General features: G+C 39.0%; 14 protein-coding genes. 2 read left to right on the top strand and 12 right to left on the bottom strand.

Annotated elements, in window-relative coordinates; genetic code table 11:
• Positions 1 to 33 precede the first annotated feature (33 nt).
• The 3 genes from ABOA58_RS11525 to hutG form a co-directional block, all read right to left on the bottom strand.
• Positions 34 to 705 (bottom strand): SOS response-associated peptidase, encoded by a 672-nt coding sequence (locus ABOA58_RS11525; RefSeq protein ID WP_350302398.1) that lies wholly within the window; start codon positions 703 to 705, stop codon positions 34 to 36.
• 60 nt (positions 706 to 765) lie between these two features.
• A complete protein-coding gene (locus ABOA58_RS11520; protein ID WP_350302397.1) occupies positions 766 to 921 on the bottom strand; it encodes a hypothetical protein in 156 nt (51 codons plus the stop codon).
• Between the two features lie 261 nt (positions 922 to 1,182).
• Entirely contained in the window at positions 1,183 to 2,139 is a 957-nt protein-coding gene (gene hutG, locus ABOA58_RS11515) for a formimidoylglutamase (protein ID WP_350302396.1), read from the bottom strand.
• A gap of 123 nt (positions 2,140 to 2,262) precedes the next feature.
• Here hutG and ABOA58_RS11510 point away from each other — a divergent pair, with 123 nt between their 5' ends.
• Complete coding sequence (locus ABOA58_RS11510; RefSeq protein WP_350302395.1) at positions 2,263 to 3,165, top strand: LysR family transcriptional regulator; 903 nt, start codon at positions 2,263 to 2,265, stop codon at positions 3,163 to 3,165.
• 238 nt (positions 3,166 to 3,403) lie between these two features.
• Here ABOA58_RS11510 and ABOA58_RS11505 read toward each other — a convergent pair whose 3' ends face one another.
• From ABOA58_RS11505 to ABOA58_RS11485, 5 genes are all read right to left on the bottom strand, one after another.
• Positions 3,404 to 3,934 carry an SF0329 family protein gene (locus tag ABOA58_RS11505; protein ID WP_350302394.1) on the bottom strand — a complete coding sequence of 177 codons (531 nt, stop codon included), beginning with the start codon at positions 3,932 to 3,934 and terminating at the stop codon, positions 3,404 to 3,406.
• Positions 3,935 to 4,282: 348 nt separating this feature from the next.
• Entirely contained in the window at positions 4,283 to 5,038 is a 756-nt protein-coding gene (locus ABOA58_RS11500) for an amino acid ABC transporter ATP-binding protein (protein ID WP_350302393.1), read from the bottom strand.
• Between the two features lie 20 nt (positions 5,039 to 5,058).
• Positions 5,059 to 5,772 carry an amino acid ABC transporter permease gene (locus ABOA58_RS11495; RefSeq protein WP_241588817.1) on the bottom strand — a complete coding sequence of 238 codons (714 nt, stop codon included), beginning with the start codon at positions 5,770 to 5,772 and terminating at the stop codon, positions 5,059 to 5,061.
• Between the two features lie 12 nt (positions 5,773 to 5,784).
• Entirely contained in the window at positions 5,785 to 6,492 is a 708-nt protein-coding gene (locus ABOA58_RS11490) for an amino acid ABC transporter permease (RefSeq protein WP_137018429.1), read from the bottom strand.
• Positions 6,493 to 6,678: 186 nt separating this feature from the next.
• A complete protein-coding gene (locus tag ABOA58_RS11485) occupies positions 6,679 to 7,551 on the bottom strand; it encodes a transporter substrate-binding domain-containing protein (RefSeq protein WP_230176422.1) in 873 nt (290 codons plus the stop codon).
• 376 nt (positions 7,552 to 7,927) lie between these two features.
• On the opposite strand from ABOA58_RS11485, the gene ABOA58_RS11480 reads away from it, so the two are divergent.
• Positions 7,928 to 9,112, top strand: a complete 1,185-nt coding sequence (locus ABOA58_RS11480; RefSeq protein ID WP_350302392.1) for an acyl-CoA dehydrogenase family protein — start codon at positions 7,928 to 7,930, stop codon at positions 9,110 to 9,112.
• 144 nt (positions 9,113 to 9,256) lie between these two features.
• Here the strand turns inward: ABOA58_RS11480 and ggt are convergent, their stop codons facing one another.
• From ggt to ABOA58_RS11460, 4 genes are all read right to left on the bottom strand, one after another.
• Positions 9,257 to 11,332, bottom strand: coding sequence for a gamma-glutamyltransferase (gene ggt / locus ABOA58_RS11475; RefSeq protein WP_350302391.1), 2,076 nt, complete (start codon positions 11,330 to 11,332; stop codon positions 9,257 to 9,259).
• A gap of 222 nt (positions 11,333 to 11,554) precedes the next feature.
• A complete protein-coding gene (locus ABOA58_RS11470; RefSeq protein ID WP_350302390.1) occupies positions 11,555 to 13,549 on the bottom strand; it encodes a TRAP transporter permease in 1,995 nt (664 codons plus the stop codon).
• Positions 13,542 to 14,048 carry a DUF1850 domain-containing protein gene (locus ABOA58_RS11465; protein ID WP_350302389.1) on the bottom strand — a complete coding sequence of 169 codons (507 nt, stop codon included), beginning with the start codon at positions 14,046 to 14,048 and terminating at the stop codon, positions 13,542 to 13,544. The genes ABOA58_RS11470 and ABOA58_RS11465 overlap by 8 nt, the downstream gene beginning before the upstream one ends.
• Positions 14,049 to 14,133: 85 nt before the next feature.
• Positions 14,134 to 15,108 (bottom strand): TAXI family TRAP transporter solute-binding subunit, encoded by a 975-nt coding sequence (locus ABOA58_RS11460; RefSeq protein ID WP_350302388.1) that lies wholly within the window; start codon positions 15,106 to 15,108, stop codon positions 14,134 to 14,136.
• Positions 15,109 to 15,124 lie beyond the last annotated feature (16 nt).

Below are 15,124 nucleotides of genomic sequence, written 5' to 3'. Positions count from 1 at the left end.
GGAATTCATATAAAAAAGAGGTCTAATGACCTCTCAGCAAATTTGTTGTATTAGGTTAGATGAATTATTTTTGGTCGAGTTCACTTCAGTCGATACCTCAAAGGCTTCCATCTGTTCCGAATCAAATGACTTTAAATACTGCTGCAGATATGCAGGATCATTATTGGTTGGATTCAACCAATCTTTTTCATCTTCCGGTTTAAGGATGACAGGCATACGATCATGAATGCTGGTCATTAGCTCATTAGGAACGGTTGTTATAACGGAGCACGAATAGATGCTGATGCCTTCAGGAGATTTCCAGGATTCCCAGATACCCGCCATTCCAAATGGAGCATGATTCTTCAGTTTTATTCGCATCGGTATTTTTCTTTCCGTTGTCTTCTTCCATTCATAAAAAGAGTCAGCGATTATCAAGCATCTCTTCTTCTTATACGCATTCCTGAAGCTTGCTTTCTCAGCAATGGTTTCCGCTCTGGCATTGATCATTTTGTAGCCCACTTTTTCGTCTTTTGCCCAGAAAGGAATGAGCCCCCACCGAAGATATCCAAGTCGATTCCTTGCCCCGTCATTAATGACGGAGAGCACGGATTGGGAGGGAGCAATATTGTAGCTGAATTGGTATTCCTCATCAAACGATCCTTGAATATCAAACCGATCTTTTATTTCTTCAATGTCAGTGAAAAGGGTAAAACGTCCACACATACTATCGCCTACCGTATTAGAATTTATTACAGTGTAACAAATCGAACGGACAGGCACAAATCAGCGTTCTAAAATTTTGATGTCGGTAAATGGTTGATTAAATAATTCGCTGGAAATCAAAAGAGTTCCAAGGACTTCTCTTTCATCTTCAGCTTTAATGATTTCCGACAAGATCAAGGTACTGCCATTCCTGACCGTCACTTTATATTCATTCATAAAAAATCCCCCCCTAGATGGTTGTTATTATAAACCAAAAACCCACAAGTATCAGTAGTGAACTTTGGAAGAGTCATTGTTAATCCTAAAACGGGGAGTCAAGCAATAGCCGGGGCAATTAACCACTAAAAAGACTGTCCATGAATGATTCACGGACAGCCTGGGTGCTTTCTAAGGTTTTTATGATAATTGATCATGGAGATAACATTGAGGAAAGCTGGAAGAACCAAATTGGAATTGCCCCTCTTCCATGTCCATCCATTATTTAAAATGCAGCAAAACTTCATTTATTAAATGTGCTGCCAATGTTACGGTTTTATTATTTTCGTCCAACGAAGGATTCACTTCCGAAATGTCAAAGGAGAGGATCTTTTCATTCGATACGATATGCCTAATAATCGCACGGACCAATTTTGGATTCAGTCCAAACGGCGATGGTGCACTTACCCCAGGTGCGTAGGCTGAATCAATAACGTCCGTACATAATGTAAGCATAATGTAGTCATTTTTATTAACGAATTCATTTATCCGCCGCTTTGTTTCATCCATTTCGTTCAATGACAAATCTTCTTCCAAAATGTAGTCGACATTACTTCTCTCAGCGGTTTCAAACAGTGCCTTCGTATTCCCCTGCTTCTGAATTCCGACACATAAATATCCACAACTTTGATCTTCGTCCAAAATCTGCTTAAACATCGTTCCTGATGAACTTTCTTTTTCATAAGGCCTCATATCAAAGTGCGCGTCAATATTAATGATCCCCAATCTAGCTTTTGGTCCAATGGATTTCCTAATCCCAAGATAATGGCCATACAGGGTTTCGTGCCCTCCCCCAAGTATGATAGGAATCGCTTTAGTCTCCAATATCCGGTCAACAGCCGATCCCAATTCGAACTGGGCGGCCTCCATTTCCGTACTTTCACATTTTACATCGCCAGCATCCACCAGCTCGGTTTGGGACGGTAAATGACAGGGTAATTTCGCCAAGTACTGCCTAATATGATCAGGACCCTCTGCAGCACCAATCCTGCCTTTATTCCTTTTGACGCCTTCATCACATTTGAAGCCAATCAACCCAAAGGTCTTTGATGCATTGGAAGAGATGGCTAATTCCGATATCGGAGCCAACCGTACTCTTTGGTGGTATCTGAAGCTGTCCATGTCAGATTGGGAATCAATTCTTCCATTCCAATATTTTGAAGTCGGATTAGTATACATAATTTCTCCTTTATTTAAAAAATTCCGAAATATCTTTTTTAAAAATTATAAATGAGATAATATATAATTACCAATACAAAAATTCAATATATCTATAGTTTAAAGCTATAGTAAGGAGAATAAATGGATCTTCGTCAACTTCGGTATTTCACTACCATCGTCCAGGAAAAGAATTTCTCAAAAGCGGCAAAAATGCTGCATATATCACAACCTTCCCTAAGTAATGCCATAATGAAATTAGAAAATGAAGTTAGTTTTCAGCTTTTGGAACGTAATACAAGGGGTCTTGAGCTTACGGAAGCAGGTGGGCTTTTTTATACGAGATCTGTTGATCTGTTAAGAAAATTCGATAATATGCAAGTGGAGCTTAAGGAAATGAAGGATGTTGGAAGCGGAACAGTATCTATAGGTTCCATAGAATCATTCAAATTTTGGTTCCCGAAGATAATCAGGAATTTTAAAACCAATTATCCTAATATTCATATAAAAGTAAGGGAAATATTAGGGGAAGAGAAAGTTTTCGATTCGTTAAATCGGTATAATGTTCATTTCACCATCACGAACCAGCCCATCAACAATGATGAAATTCTGTCCACTCCCCTTTATAATGAAAAATTCATGCTTTTGATTCATAAAGATGACGAGTTAAATGAAAAAGAGTCCATCACTTTCCAAGACATTGCAAAGAAAGAATTGATCATCAGTACAACTGGATTTCAAACAAGAGATGATATCTTAAGAGCATTTAAGGAAGAACATGCAATTCCAAATATCCTATACGAAATAGAAAGGCTTGAAACGGCTTGCAGTTTGGTGGAAGAAGGTCTTGGGGTTACAATTTTACCGGAAAGCTATATAAAATCCGCTGCAACACGCAATACTGCAATTCGTGCAATAGATTCGAATTCTTTGGAAAGGACTGTTTACCTGGCCTATTTGAAAGATCGATATCTGTCTCCTGCAGTATGTAAGTTAGTAGAGGAAATACATAGCTTTTTTAAGTGGGATGTTAGGAACGATGCCTAAATGCTGATTCTCTAATTTAATGGAAAAGACACCATGGCTCATTGTGATTCACTTTGTATAAAGAAAACACTTTAGACTTCCTGCCAATGAGCTAGGTTTCCCACTCATATTTGCAGGAGGTTCATGTGTTTTCACTATCCATCCATATTGTTTTTCCTCACTAATTAATAACGTCCTAACGCTCACACTTCCACGCCAAGTAAAATACTTGTTCAATAAAAATTCATTATAGCGCTTTTTAGGAAGTTCTTATTCCCTCTGCTTCACATCGCAAGTTATAAAAATACTGGATAATTTCCTTTTCATTTAGGATGGATTTTTTAAGCCCCTGTAACGTACGCATCCCAACTCTTCTATCTATCAGAGAAAGAATCTTTATAATCATATCATCTGATTTTAAGGAAATTTCTATTGGTAAATTAAAATATTCTTCAACCGCATTAAAAAAGTCATACTGTGCAAAAATCCCCTCTGCTTTAATCATTTCATGTGCTTGTATCCCTATCTCATAGTTCTGATTTCCATTATAGACATCGTATTCAATACTTTTGGCATTTCTTATTTCATTTTCTTTTCTGAACATTTCTCTATCAGACGTTATCGTACACATATTTAGGATTTCCTTTTTATCAACAGTAATAAAAGCTCGTCCTAATCGGTCGTGAGCCTTTCGATAATTCGTAACAGTAAACTGAACTCTATTTTTTAGAGAGTCACAGATAAAACTCTCTAACTTTTTCTTTACTTTACTCCATTGTTGATTACGCAAGTTTTTATTCTCCTTTACAGTTTTCAATTTCCACCAAAGTATATTTCTTTCATTATTCTATTCTGCTTGTTAATGAACTGTAGAGGTATATGTTTAAAGAGTCAAAATCTACACAAGTTTAGCCATCTTTATTTTTGCGTTCGGTCACTTCTTGAAATGCTTGTTCACTTGCAGAAAATGATGTTGCAAGTAAATGGATAAAGAATTCTTTAAACCGATGTATTTTTGCTTAATTCAATTTTTGAATTTTTACTATCAATTCACTTAACGTCATTCTGAATCCCTCTAACAAACGTTATTTTTATTCGTTTGTTTCAATCACATATCAAAAGAGAAAGTGAACATAACCTAAATATAAAAAATATAATCCTCCGGCAAGACTCTTTTTAAGAACCTCTTCGTTCTTTCTTCTTTTGGATTCACAAAAATTTCTTTAGGCGATCCCTCTTCCACTATGACACCTGCATCCATAAAAATCACTCTGTTTGCAACATCCTTTGCAAAAGACATTTCATGCGTGACAACTAACATCGTAGTTCCTTCTTTGGCAATTTGCTTCATCACCGTCAGTACTTCACCGACCAATTCCGGGTCCAATGCCGAAGTTGGTTCGTCAAATAAAATAATGTCAGGGTTTAAAGCAACCGCTCTCGCAATGCCCACCCTTTGCTGCTGCCCGCCTGAGAGTTCACTAGGGTAAGCACCATATTTTTCTGACAAGCCTACTTTATCCAATGCTTTTTTACCAATTTCATATGCTTCTGCTTTCGCAATCTTCCTTCCAATAACCAGTCCTTCCGTCACATTTTCCAATGCCGTTTTATTAGCGAAAAGATTATAATTTTGAAAAACAAAGGCTATCTTCTGCCTTATTCCATGAATCACTTTTTTCGATGCCGTTTTAAGACTTACATCAATATCACCAAAAACGGCATGTCCTTGATCTGCTTTTTCAAGAAAGTTAATGCATCGGAGTAAAGTTGTCTTACCTGAACCACTTGGACCCAGAATTACCACCACATCCCCCTTGTCTATATTTAAATCCACACCTTTTAAAATCTCATTCTCACCGAATGATTTATGAATATTTTTAATCTCTAGCATTTCGGCCACACCTCCTCATTTCAGATACTCACGGCTTTAAACCTGCTTACTCGTTTTTCATACCTTTTAAACAAGTATTCCACCAAACTACATAAAATTAGGTAAACAAGAAAGATATCAATATATGCTTCAACATAATTGTAGCCAACATTGGCAGCTACCTTTGCTTTTAAAGTGATTTCCTGCAATGACAAAGCATAACCTAATGATGTCGCTTTAATCAGATTGACTGTTGCTGTACATATATTCGGTAATGCCACTACCAATGTCTGTGGAATGATAATTCTTCTAAATGCTTGCACAGTTGTTAATCCGACAGCATAAGAAGCTTCAAGTTGCCCCTTGCTCACTGTGCTAATTGCCGAACGAAACACCTCTGTGAGAATAGCTGTCGTATTCAACGAGAAAACAATGAATGCGTACCATATCGGATTTACATCGTATACATTCATTTCGACAGCATACTTTTCAAATATAGAAGTCAGCATTAATGGCACACTGCTATATATAATGAAAATTTGGATAATGACGGGCGTTCCTCTGACAAATGAAACGTATATCTGTGCTAAGCGATTCAATACCGGGATTTGATTTATTCTTGATAAAGCAAGTAAAAACCCTAATGGCAAGGCAATAATCAAAGCAACAATTGTAATGAATAATGCGGTCGGCACCCCCGATAACGCTACAAAAAAGGTTTCCACTAAAAACCTATAATCCAGACCTTCTGACATTCTGTCACCCCTCTATGCAGTTGTTATCACTTGTTTTCCTTTACTGAATGCCTTTTCCAATTTTAAGAACAGTTGTTCAATGGCAATCGACAATGTCCAGTAAATAACCGCCAATGCAAGATAAATTTCTAATGCATGTGTGTTATAGTTCCCGGCGATTATAAGCTCTGCCTTCCCCATGATATCTATCAAGCCGATTGTATATGCTAAAGACCCTTCTTTCATTAATTCAAGTAAGCTGTTACCGAAGTTTGGTAATGCGACTACGAAAGCCTGGGGTAAAATAATTCTCCGGTAAGCTTGCGTATTGCTTAATCCAACGCTTACTGCCGCTTCAAATTGCCCTCTATCAATAGATTCAAGCGATGTTCTAATCACTTCTGACATTGCAGCCGCAAATTGAAGCGAAAAGGTTATGACTACAAATACTGCTTTATCAATATCATTAAGATTTATGCCAAATTTCCCTGCAATTGCAGGTATACCATAGTAAGTCAAAAAAAGCAGAACTATAGAGGGCGTACATCTCAATACCGTTGTATATCCATAGGCAATTTTCCTGGCGATTTTACTATTTCCAAGTTTCATGACCGCTAAGATGAAACCTATGATTGTCCCGAACAAGACCGATAGACCCGTAACGATTAATGTTACTTTTAGAAAGGGAACTAACATTGGTACCGACTCTACTATGTAAGCTAAATCAAAGTATTTTTCCATGTTTCACCTCCATCTGCTTTCATTGAAGATTCGAATTTTCAAATCCAATCATTCTATTGAAGGCCAGTACCTAGAAACTTGCCATCTCTTAAAATACCAGAGTTATCCAAGAAAACCCATATTAAGAAAATGACAAGTCATAACCTATTGATTGACATTTTAATGCTTGTTTTGCTAAGGGCTTCGTTATCTCTCTACAGTTCCCAAAACTTCGAATAAATCCCGGCCATAAAACTTTTTGCTTAACTCATTCGTCTTCTTTTCGTCTTTAATTTTTTTAATCGCTTCATCATAAGCATCTGCGAATTTTTGTTCTTTTTTGTTGAATAATGGCCAGGTTTTAATGACTGCAAATTCATTGTAAACTAGATCATCCACTAAATTATGATAGGGGCCATCGTCGGCCACTTGCTTCTTAAAAGCTCCCTCGATCGCTATTCCACCGTCGACACGGCCTTCATTTACCCATTGAATTACATCTACAGTGAATGCATCTCCGGCTTTCAATTTCACCTTATTGTCCGGATTGGCCTGATTATACTCATCAACGATCGTGTATTGAGCGTTATTTGCTGCGATTGGTGCTAAGGAGAAGCCCTCTGAAGCAAAGTCCTTGAGATTTTTGATCTTTGAATTTTCTTTCTTTAAAACAAGGCCCGCACTGCTTAATCCAAGGAATTCTTTAGGAAAGATGAACTTCTCAGTCCTTTCCTCTGTCCAGAAAGCATTTTTAACCCCCACTTGATATTTACCTTGTTCAATGCCTACTAACAGGTCATCGCTTGATGTGCCAATATATTCGAATTCGTATGCCGGTAGTAATTCATCAACCAATTTCATAACTTCCACATCATATCCAGTTGGATTTCCCTTCTCATCCAGCCAAGACATAGGTTTTGACGCTTGGTCATATGCTACTTTTACCTTTCGGACACCTGAAGTGCTACCTGAATTTGCATCGGCTTCATTACTCGTTGATGTACCTGATCCGCACCCCGCTAATATGGTTACAAACGCTAAACCGATAGTTAAAACATGGCGAAATTTTTTATTTTTCATAGTGAATCCCCTTTCGTTTTACGATGTTTTTTTACTTGCATTTGTATTTCCTGAAATTCAAAGGAAATACATACATCACCTTCACCACTCAATACCAACTATTTAGGTAGGTTAAGTAAGTTATTTGGTTATAAACATAATAAATGGATACTTTTGTAAAGTCAATGTGTATATTTAAAATTTTCAAGCAACTGCACACACCTGTTTTATTAAAAGAATTGTAGTTATATGAAAATACAAGAGTCTTTCCAGAGGCATCGTTTATCTGCAAACCCTTAATTTCCTTGACAACTAAACACACCTTAATTATCATTTAAACCAATAAGATTAATAGGAATTGAAACAAAAACAGAAGGTAATAGAAGGAGGGAACCGTGTGATTAACCTATTCATTAAGACGGAGAGTCAAAAAGCGTGGCTGAAAAAATTATATGAAGTAGAATCAAAATTCAAAAATAATTCTGCTCAAATTGATGAATTGGCCTTTTTTCCGAAAGAACATATTCAAGATTTAATTCGTATGGGATATACAAGCTCAACTCTTCCCAAATCCTATGGTGGCGAAGGGTTAAAAGTTTATGATATGATTCTCCTTCAAGAAACATTGGCTAGTTTTGATTCAGCGACTGCGCTATCCATTGGTTGGAACCTTGGAGTGATAGGAGACCTTTTTGAACAGAAAAGTTGGACAAAAACGAACTTAGATTTTATTGCTGGGGAAGTTCTAAATGGCGCTTTAGTGAACCGTTCCGTTAGTGAAGCGCAAACTGGCAGTCCGACTCGCGGGGGACGCCCCGGAACGAAGGCAGTCAAAAAGGGAGATTATTGGGTTATTTCCGGACGTAAAACCTATACAACCATGTCCCCTGTTTTAACTTATTTCCTAGTTTCAGCATGGATCGAGGAAAGGCAAAAGGTTGGATTTTTTCTCCTGCATAAAGATTTGGATGGGCTCTACATAGATGAAACATGGGACGTAATTTCAATGAGGGGGACAGGAAGTCATGATTTAGTCCTTAAAGATGTTGAAGTGGATGATTCAAAACTTGTTGAGTTACCTGAAATGCCAAGTGGAAACAGATTCAATGCATGGATCCTTCATATTCCAGCCTGTTACCTTGGCATTGCGCAAGCTGCAAGGGATTACGCCATACACTTTGCCAATAACTATACTCCAAACAGTATAAATGCACCTATCAGCCAGCTGGCTAATGTCCAACAACTGTTAGGAGAAATTGATTTGGAATTAATGAAAGCCCGGCATTTCTTATATAGCGTTGCCGAGGCTTATGATGATGAATCACGAAGAATTCATTTCACAAATGAGCTGGGGGCTGCAAAACATATTGTTACAAACGCAGCCATTACAATTGTCGATAAAGCCATGCGAATAGTCGGTGCAAAAAGTCTTCAACGCAATAATCCACTACAAAGGCACTATAGGGATGTAAGAGCTGGTTTACACAATCCTCCGATGGACGATGTAACGATAAAGAATTTAGCAAAATTGGCAATTGAACAGACAAAATCCAATTTAAGCGGCCATCCACATTTGAAATGATCAGATTTGATAAAAGAAACGCTATGAACTATAAATAACCCCTGAATTCTCTTTTCATAGAGAATCCAGGGGTTTTCCATTTTTTGAGTCATACAGAATTCGATTTTATTCTTGGAGCAGGCTTGGCTCCCTCAAGAAAAGAAATTAATTCGTGACACTGCCATCATCGTCTGGGTCTTCAATATCAGCCGGATCTTTTTCCAAAAGTGCAACTTTGTCTTTTTCGTTCCATTTTGCTTTATATCCTAATGATTTTGCGACTTTTAGCACCGGTAAGTAGGATTTTTTATCTGGTTTAAATATTTCTAAATCCACCGATTCAATTGCACCCAAACCTAGAAGCAATTTGTCTGATTGGATATATGGTTTTCCATCAATCAGTTTCATTTGTTTTGCAGTGTAAGGATAAACGGCTCCATTCACTTTTAAGGTAAACGGCCCCTTTTTTTCTTCTTTCATTTCTCTTGGCTGTTTCGATTTATAGGAAACCCCATCCACCCCGAGAACTGTTCCTTCTCTTGTATTGTCGGCACCCCCATACATTCTTCCCCTTTCATAATCATAAATAACAGCTTGCACATTCCCGATATGCTGCGGTTTTTCTTCATAAACATGCCCTTTTGCCATTAACTCCAACCTTGTATTTTGATCGATTCCCGGTTCCCATCTGACTGTCGGATAGCCAGCAGAGTATACACGCGGCGCAAGTATCGCATCTTGAATTGTCATTTGATGATCGATCACATTCATTATCGTTTCAGATACCGATGCTATAATCGTGGCTCCACCTGGTGACCCAATCGCCATGAAAGGGTTGCCATCTTTTAATATGAAGGTCGGTGACATACTGCTTCTTGGTCTTTTTCCTGGTTCCACCTGGTTAACGCCACCCGGTGTGGCATCAAAATCCGTCATTTCATTATTAAGCATGAATCCATAATCAGGTACCATGATACCTGAACCGAATACTTGCTCGATCGTAGTCGTATAAGAAACCATATTTCCCCACTTATCCATTACAGAAAAGTGAGTCGTTTGTCCGATCGGTGTTTTCTCTTCTTTTACCTTCTCCATTGAAACCGGTTCTTGGCCTTCGTACTTCCATGGATCGCCTTCTTTGACATCGGCTGTTGATATATTTGGATTGATGAGTTTTCTTCTTTCTTTTATATATTCTTCATCTAATAGTCCTTTAGTGGGTACATCATAAAAATCTTCATCTGCCATATAGGCAGCTCGATCGGCAAAAGCCAGATGCATGGCTTCGGTTAGATGATGAAGATACTCAGGAGAGTTCGCCCCCATCTTTTGCACATCGTATCCTTCCAAAAGCTCAAGAATCTGTTGGACAGTCAAGCTGCCTGAACTTGGTGAAGCCGCCCCGACCACTTCAAATCCCCTATATTCCGATTTAATTGGTTCCCTCTCTTTCACCACATAGTTTTCCAAATCTTCAGTTGTCATCGTCCCATCACGTTTTTGAACTTCTTTGGTGAGGGCTTCCCCGATTTCACCTTTATAAAAAACATTTGAACCTTGTTTTTTTATTAACTTAAGAGTCTTTGCCAGATTAGGCTGAATGAGGGTGTCTCCCTCTTCCAATGGTTTTCCGTTAGGCATAAATACTCTTGCAGCTTCTTCGTTATTTTCTAATTTTTTTACATTTTCATCGATATATTGCGCTGTTATCCAATTGACCTTAACTCCTTTTTCAGCTTGTTTAATTGCCGGGTCCATAACTTGTGATAATTTCAATGTTCCATATTTATCTAGGGCAGCTTCCATCCCCTTAAGGGTTCCAGGAACACCAACGGCTTTTCCGGTTGTGTGCCGTTTACTAAAAGGTACGGGTTTTCCCTTTTCATCTAAAAATAGTTCAGGCGTAACATTTTGCGGTGCCATTTCGCGGCTATCGATCATCGTTATTTTATTTTCTTTCTTATTATAAATCATGATAAAACCACCGCCGCCGATTCCAGACATCATCGGTTCAACTACATTTAACGATAATTGAATGGCTGCTGCTGCATCGACTGCGTTTCCACCTTGTTTTAATATCTTTATGCCCGCTTCCGCCGCTAAAGGGTGGGAAACTGATACGATTCCTTTTGTTGCTCCTTTTTTCATTGAAGTATCCACTCCAGGGACACTTGCAAAAGCTGGTGTGATGATGCAAAAGAAACTGAAAGTAACTAAAATAAAACTTTTTAAAAATTTCATGAATTAGTCTCCTTTCAAATTAAAACCAATTAGGGTTTTACCATAATGCAACTGAAAATACGAGCTGATGGCCCTAGTAGGAGTATTCTAGATGTTCTCGATAGAAAAGCAGTCTGCACATTCCGATTGGGCGTTGTGTTCTCAATGATGTTTCACTACAAAAAATCACCCCCCTGAATGGTTCAGCTCTATCAATTACTTTTAGGATCGATATTCTTAGACTCAATTTTTCTCTATGCTTTGGTTATTTTCCAAGATTTTGGAGCTGTCGTGATTGTCACTCTTCCAAAGGTATTGTAAAGCCAGTAATACGATAAAAGCGGATACCCCAATGATGTCCGATATCGTTTCAGGATAGATTAATAGTAAACCAACGATTATCGCGAGGACTCTTTCTAACCAGTGCATCCCCCTCATCCAGTAACCTATAACACCCGCACCAATTGCAATCATGCCTGACATTGCTGTAAGTACGACCCAGGCAACCTCCATCCAAGTTGTATCGATCATCAGCATTTGTGGGGAAAGAACAAAAATATATGGAATGATAAATGCAGCGATAGCAAGTTTTGATGACTCAATTCCCGTTTTTATCGGTTCACCGCCTGCCACCCCTGCCGCTGCAAATGCCGCTAAAGCAACTGGAGGAGTAATATCTGCTATAATGCCAAAATAGAAAACGAATAAATGTGCAGATAAATCAGGAACACCAAGCAAAATGATCGCAGGTGCTGCAATCGTCGATGTGATGACATAATTGGCGGTCGTAGGTGAACCCATTCCTAATATAAGGGCCGCTACCATAGTTAGCATCAGTGTTGGAATCAAATATCCACCAGACAAATCGATCAAACCATTAGCCAGCTTCAGCCCTAATCCGGTTTTCGTAACGATTCCTACAATAATGCCTGCTGCTGCGGTTGCAGCTGCAACCGCAAGTGCCGTTCGGGCTCCATCGACCAATGCATAAATGATATCGATGAATTTCATGCGGACATCCTTGTTTATGAAACCTACAAGAACCGAGATAGCAATGGAATACAGTGCTGCATGTGTAACCGTGATATTCAGCATGAGCAATAAAATAATGGCAAGGATCGGTATTAGTAAATAAAATTTGCCGAACACTTCCTTTTTACTTGGCATCTCTTCTTTCGTTAACCCACGCAGCCCAAGTCGTTTCGCTTCAAAATGGGTCATGATCCAAATTCCTGAAAAGTAAAGGATAGCTGGAATCGCAGCCGCCTTTGCTATATCCCAATACGTTATCCCATTCCCAATGAACTCAACCATTAAGAATGCCGCTGCCCCCATTACCGGAGGCATCAATTGACCGCCTGTCGAAGCGGCTGCCTCCACTGCCCCAGCGAATTCCTTCTTATAACCCAGATTTTTCATCATCGGTATCGTGAATGCTCCCGAAGTGACAACATTAGCTACAGAACTTCCGCTAATCGTTCCTTGAAGAGCACTGGAAAAAATCGCAACCTTTGCAGGTCCCCCTATCCTTCTGCCGGCAATGGCTGTTGAAAGATCATTGAAGTATTGACCGACACCTGTTCGGACTAGAAAGGATCCAAACAGTAAAAATAGGAAGATGAATGTCGACGACACCGCTAACGGAGTGCCTAAAATGCCCTCTGTCGAGAAGAACATCGTTTGTACCATCCGTTCTAGAGTCAAACCCCGATGAGCGAGGAATCCTGGCATATACTGTCCAAAAATTCCATAGAAAATGAATATCAAAGCAATGACCATAATGGGAAGTCCCACTGCACGCCTGGTTGCCTCCAAAACCAGGAGAATGGCCAATAAACCAACGGCAAAATCCAATGCGCCCAAACGTCCTACATTCATGACGATATCTTCGAAAAATAAGGGCCAATATGCACCTACCCCGATACTAAGGATCGCTAATATGATATCGTACCAGGCAATTTGAAACTTTCCTTTTTCACGCTTCTTCCGGTTTGCGGGAAATAGTAAAAATACTAAGGAGAGTGCAAACCCTAAATGTATCGTCCTTTGGATTTGTGCTGTAAAAACACCAAAAATGGCAGTATATAATTGGAATAGCGAAAAAGCCAGGAGTCCAAAAAACGCAATGTGGCCCAAGACACCAGTTAATTTCCTAGTCCCGGCTTCTGGATCATATTTTTCCAATAACTCCTGCTGTTCCGCTTCGGTTAAATATTTGATTTTTTCATTATCAGACACTAATCTTCACTCCCTTCAACTGTTCCCACAATGAAATTCTTTCCGATGAAATCCTGACCCATGTCCCTGGTTTAATGAAGTCTGCCAATGTGTATGTTTTTTCATCATATATTAAACGATGGTTAGCTTTAACTTGTCCTACCCGTAAATCGATATGGGTGAAATTGCGTTTCATATTTTTTATGAAATAGGTACCGTCTTTTTCTTCAAATACTTCCTCCCCCTCCGCATTAGAAGGCATACCGACTGCAAAATCATGATAAGAAAGTTCAGTTTGTTCGATTTGCTTATCCGATAAACGATATGATTCCAAAACATCCGTGAGGTGGATGGAGTGTGTATACTCAATCTTGAATTCTTTTTCTTTTTTCAAAGGAAAGTATGCGATTAATTCCCCTTGATCCTCAAAGGAAAAGGCAATTACATGCTTATAAGGAAAAAAGAATAAAAAAGCGATGAGCAGAGGTATACCAAATGCCATGAATCTCTTGAATTTCATAGGTACCCCTTTCAAAACCAGATATCCCATTTAGAAAAAAACGAAGTCGATAGGCCACATAAAGCGAGCTACCGACCCAATTGCATTACTTGGAAACACCTTTTTCATTAAAGTATTTTGCTGCTCCAGGATGCACTTCCATTTCCCCTAATCCTTCTAGGGCAGTTTCTGCTGTAAGGAACTTGCCTTTTGCATGTGTGATTTGATCTGTGTTGTCATAAACAGCTTTAGTCATTTCATAAACTAAATCTTCATCAAGATCCTTTGTAACCACTAACATCGCTTTAACTGCAACTGTTTTTACCTCGGATTTGATTTTGTACGTTCCACTTGGAATTGTATCTTCAGCATAGTATGGATACTTTTTAACCAATGCTTGAATTTTGTCCTCTGCAATAGGCAGGACCATGATATCATTTTGTACGGATAGCGCCTCAACTGCACCTGTTGGTGTTCCGGCAGTAATGAAAGCTGCGTCAATATTTCCTGCTTGAATTCCTTCGGCCGACTCATCGAAGGACAGATTTTGTCCTTTAATATCTTTCTCAGACAAACCATGAATCTCCAGGATTTGCATGGCATTGATATATGCACCAGAACCCGGTGCACCTACTGATACCTTTTTACCCTTTAAATCCTCGATTGATTTAATTCCGCTTTTTGCAGTCGTTACAATTTGAACAGTTTCAGGATATAAAGAGCTGATCGCCATTATATTGTCAATGGGTTTCCCGTCGAACATTTCCGTTCCTTCAAGTGCATATGCGGCGATATCCGTTTGCGAAAAAGCGATTTCAGCCTCTCCAGCCCTTAACGTTTCCATGTTTTCGGCGGAGGCGCCAGATGTCTGAGGTGTTATGTTCGCTTTTGTTTTATCGGAAATGATTTTTCCAATTTGCCCTCCGAGCGGATAGTATGTACCTCCCGTACCACCAGTCAACAAACTCAAATTTTGGTTTCCGCTGCCCGAGACACCTGTTTTACTGTCTCCGCAGGCAGTAATAATACCGGATACCGTCAAAATCATGACCAATAAAAAGCACTTATGAAATTTTTTCATAAAACTCCCCCTCATG

The organism is Peribacillus frigoritolerans (assembly GCF_040250305.1).
In the GTDB taxonomy this organism is placed as follows: Bacteria; Bacillota; Bacilli; order Bacillales; family DSM-1321; genus Peribacillus.
This window is presented reverse-complemented; position numbering and strand designations above follow the sequence as displayed.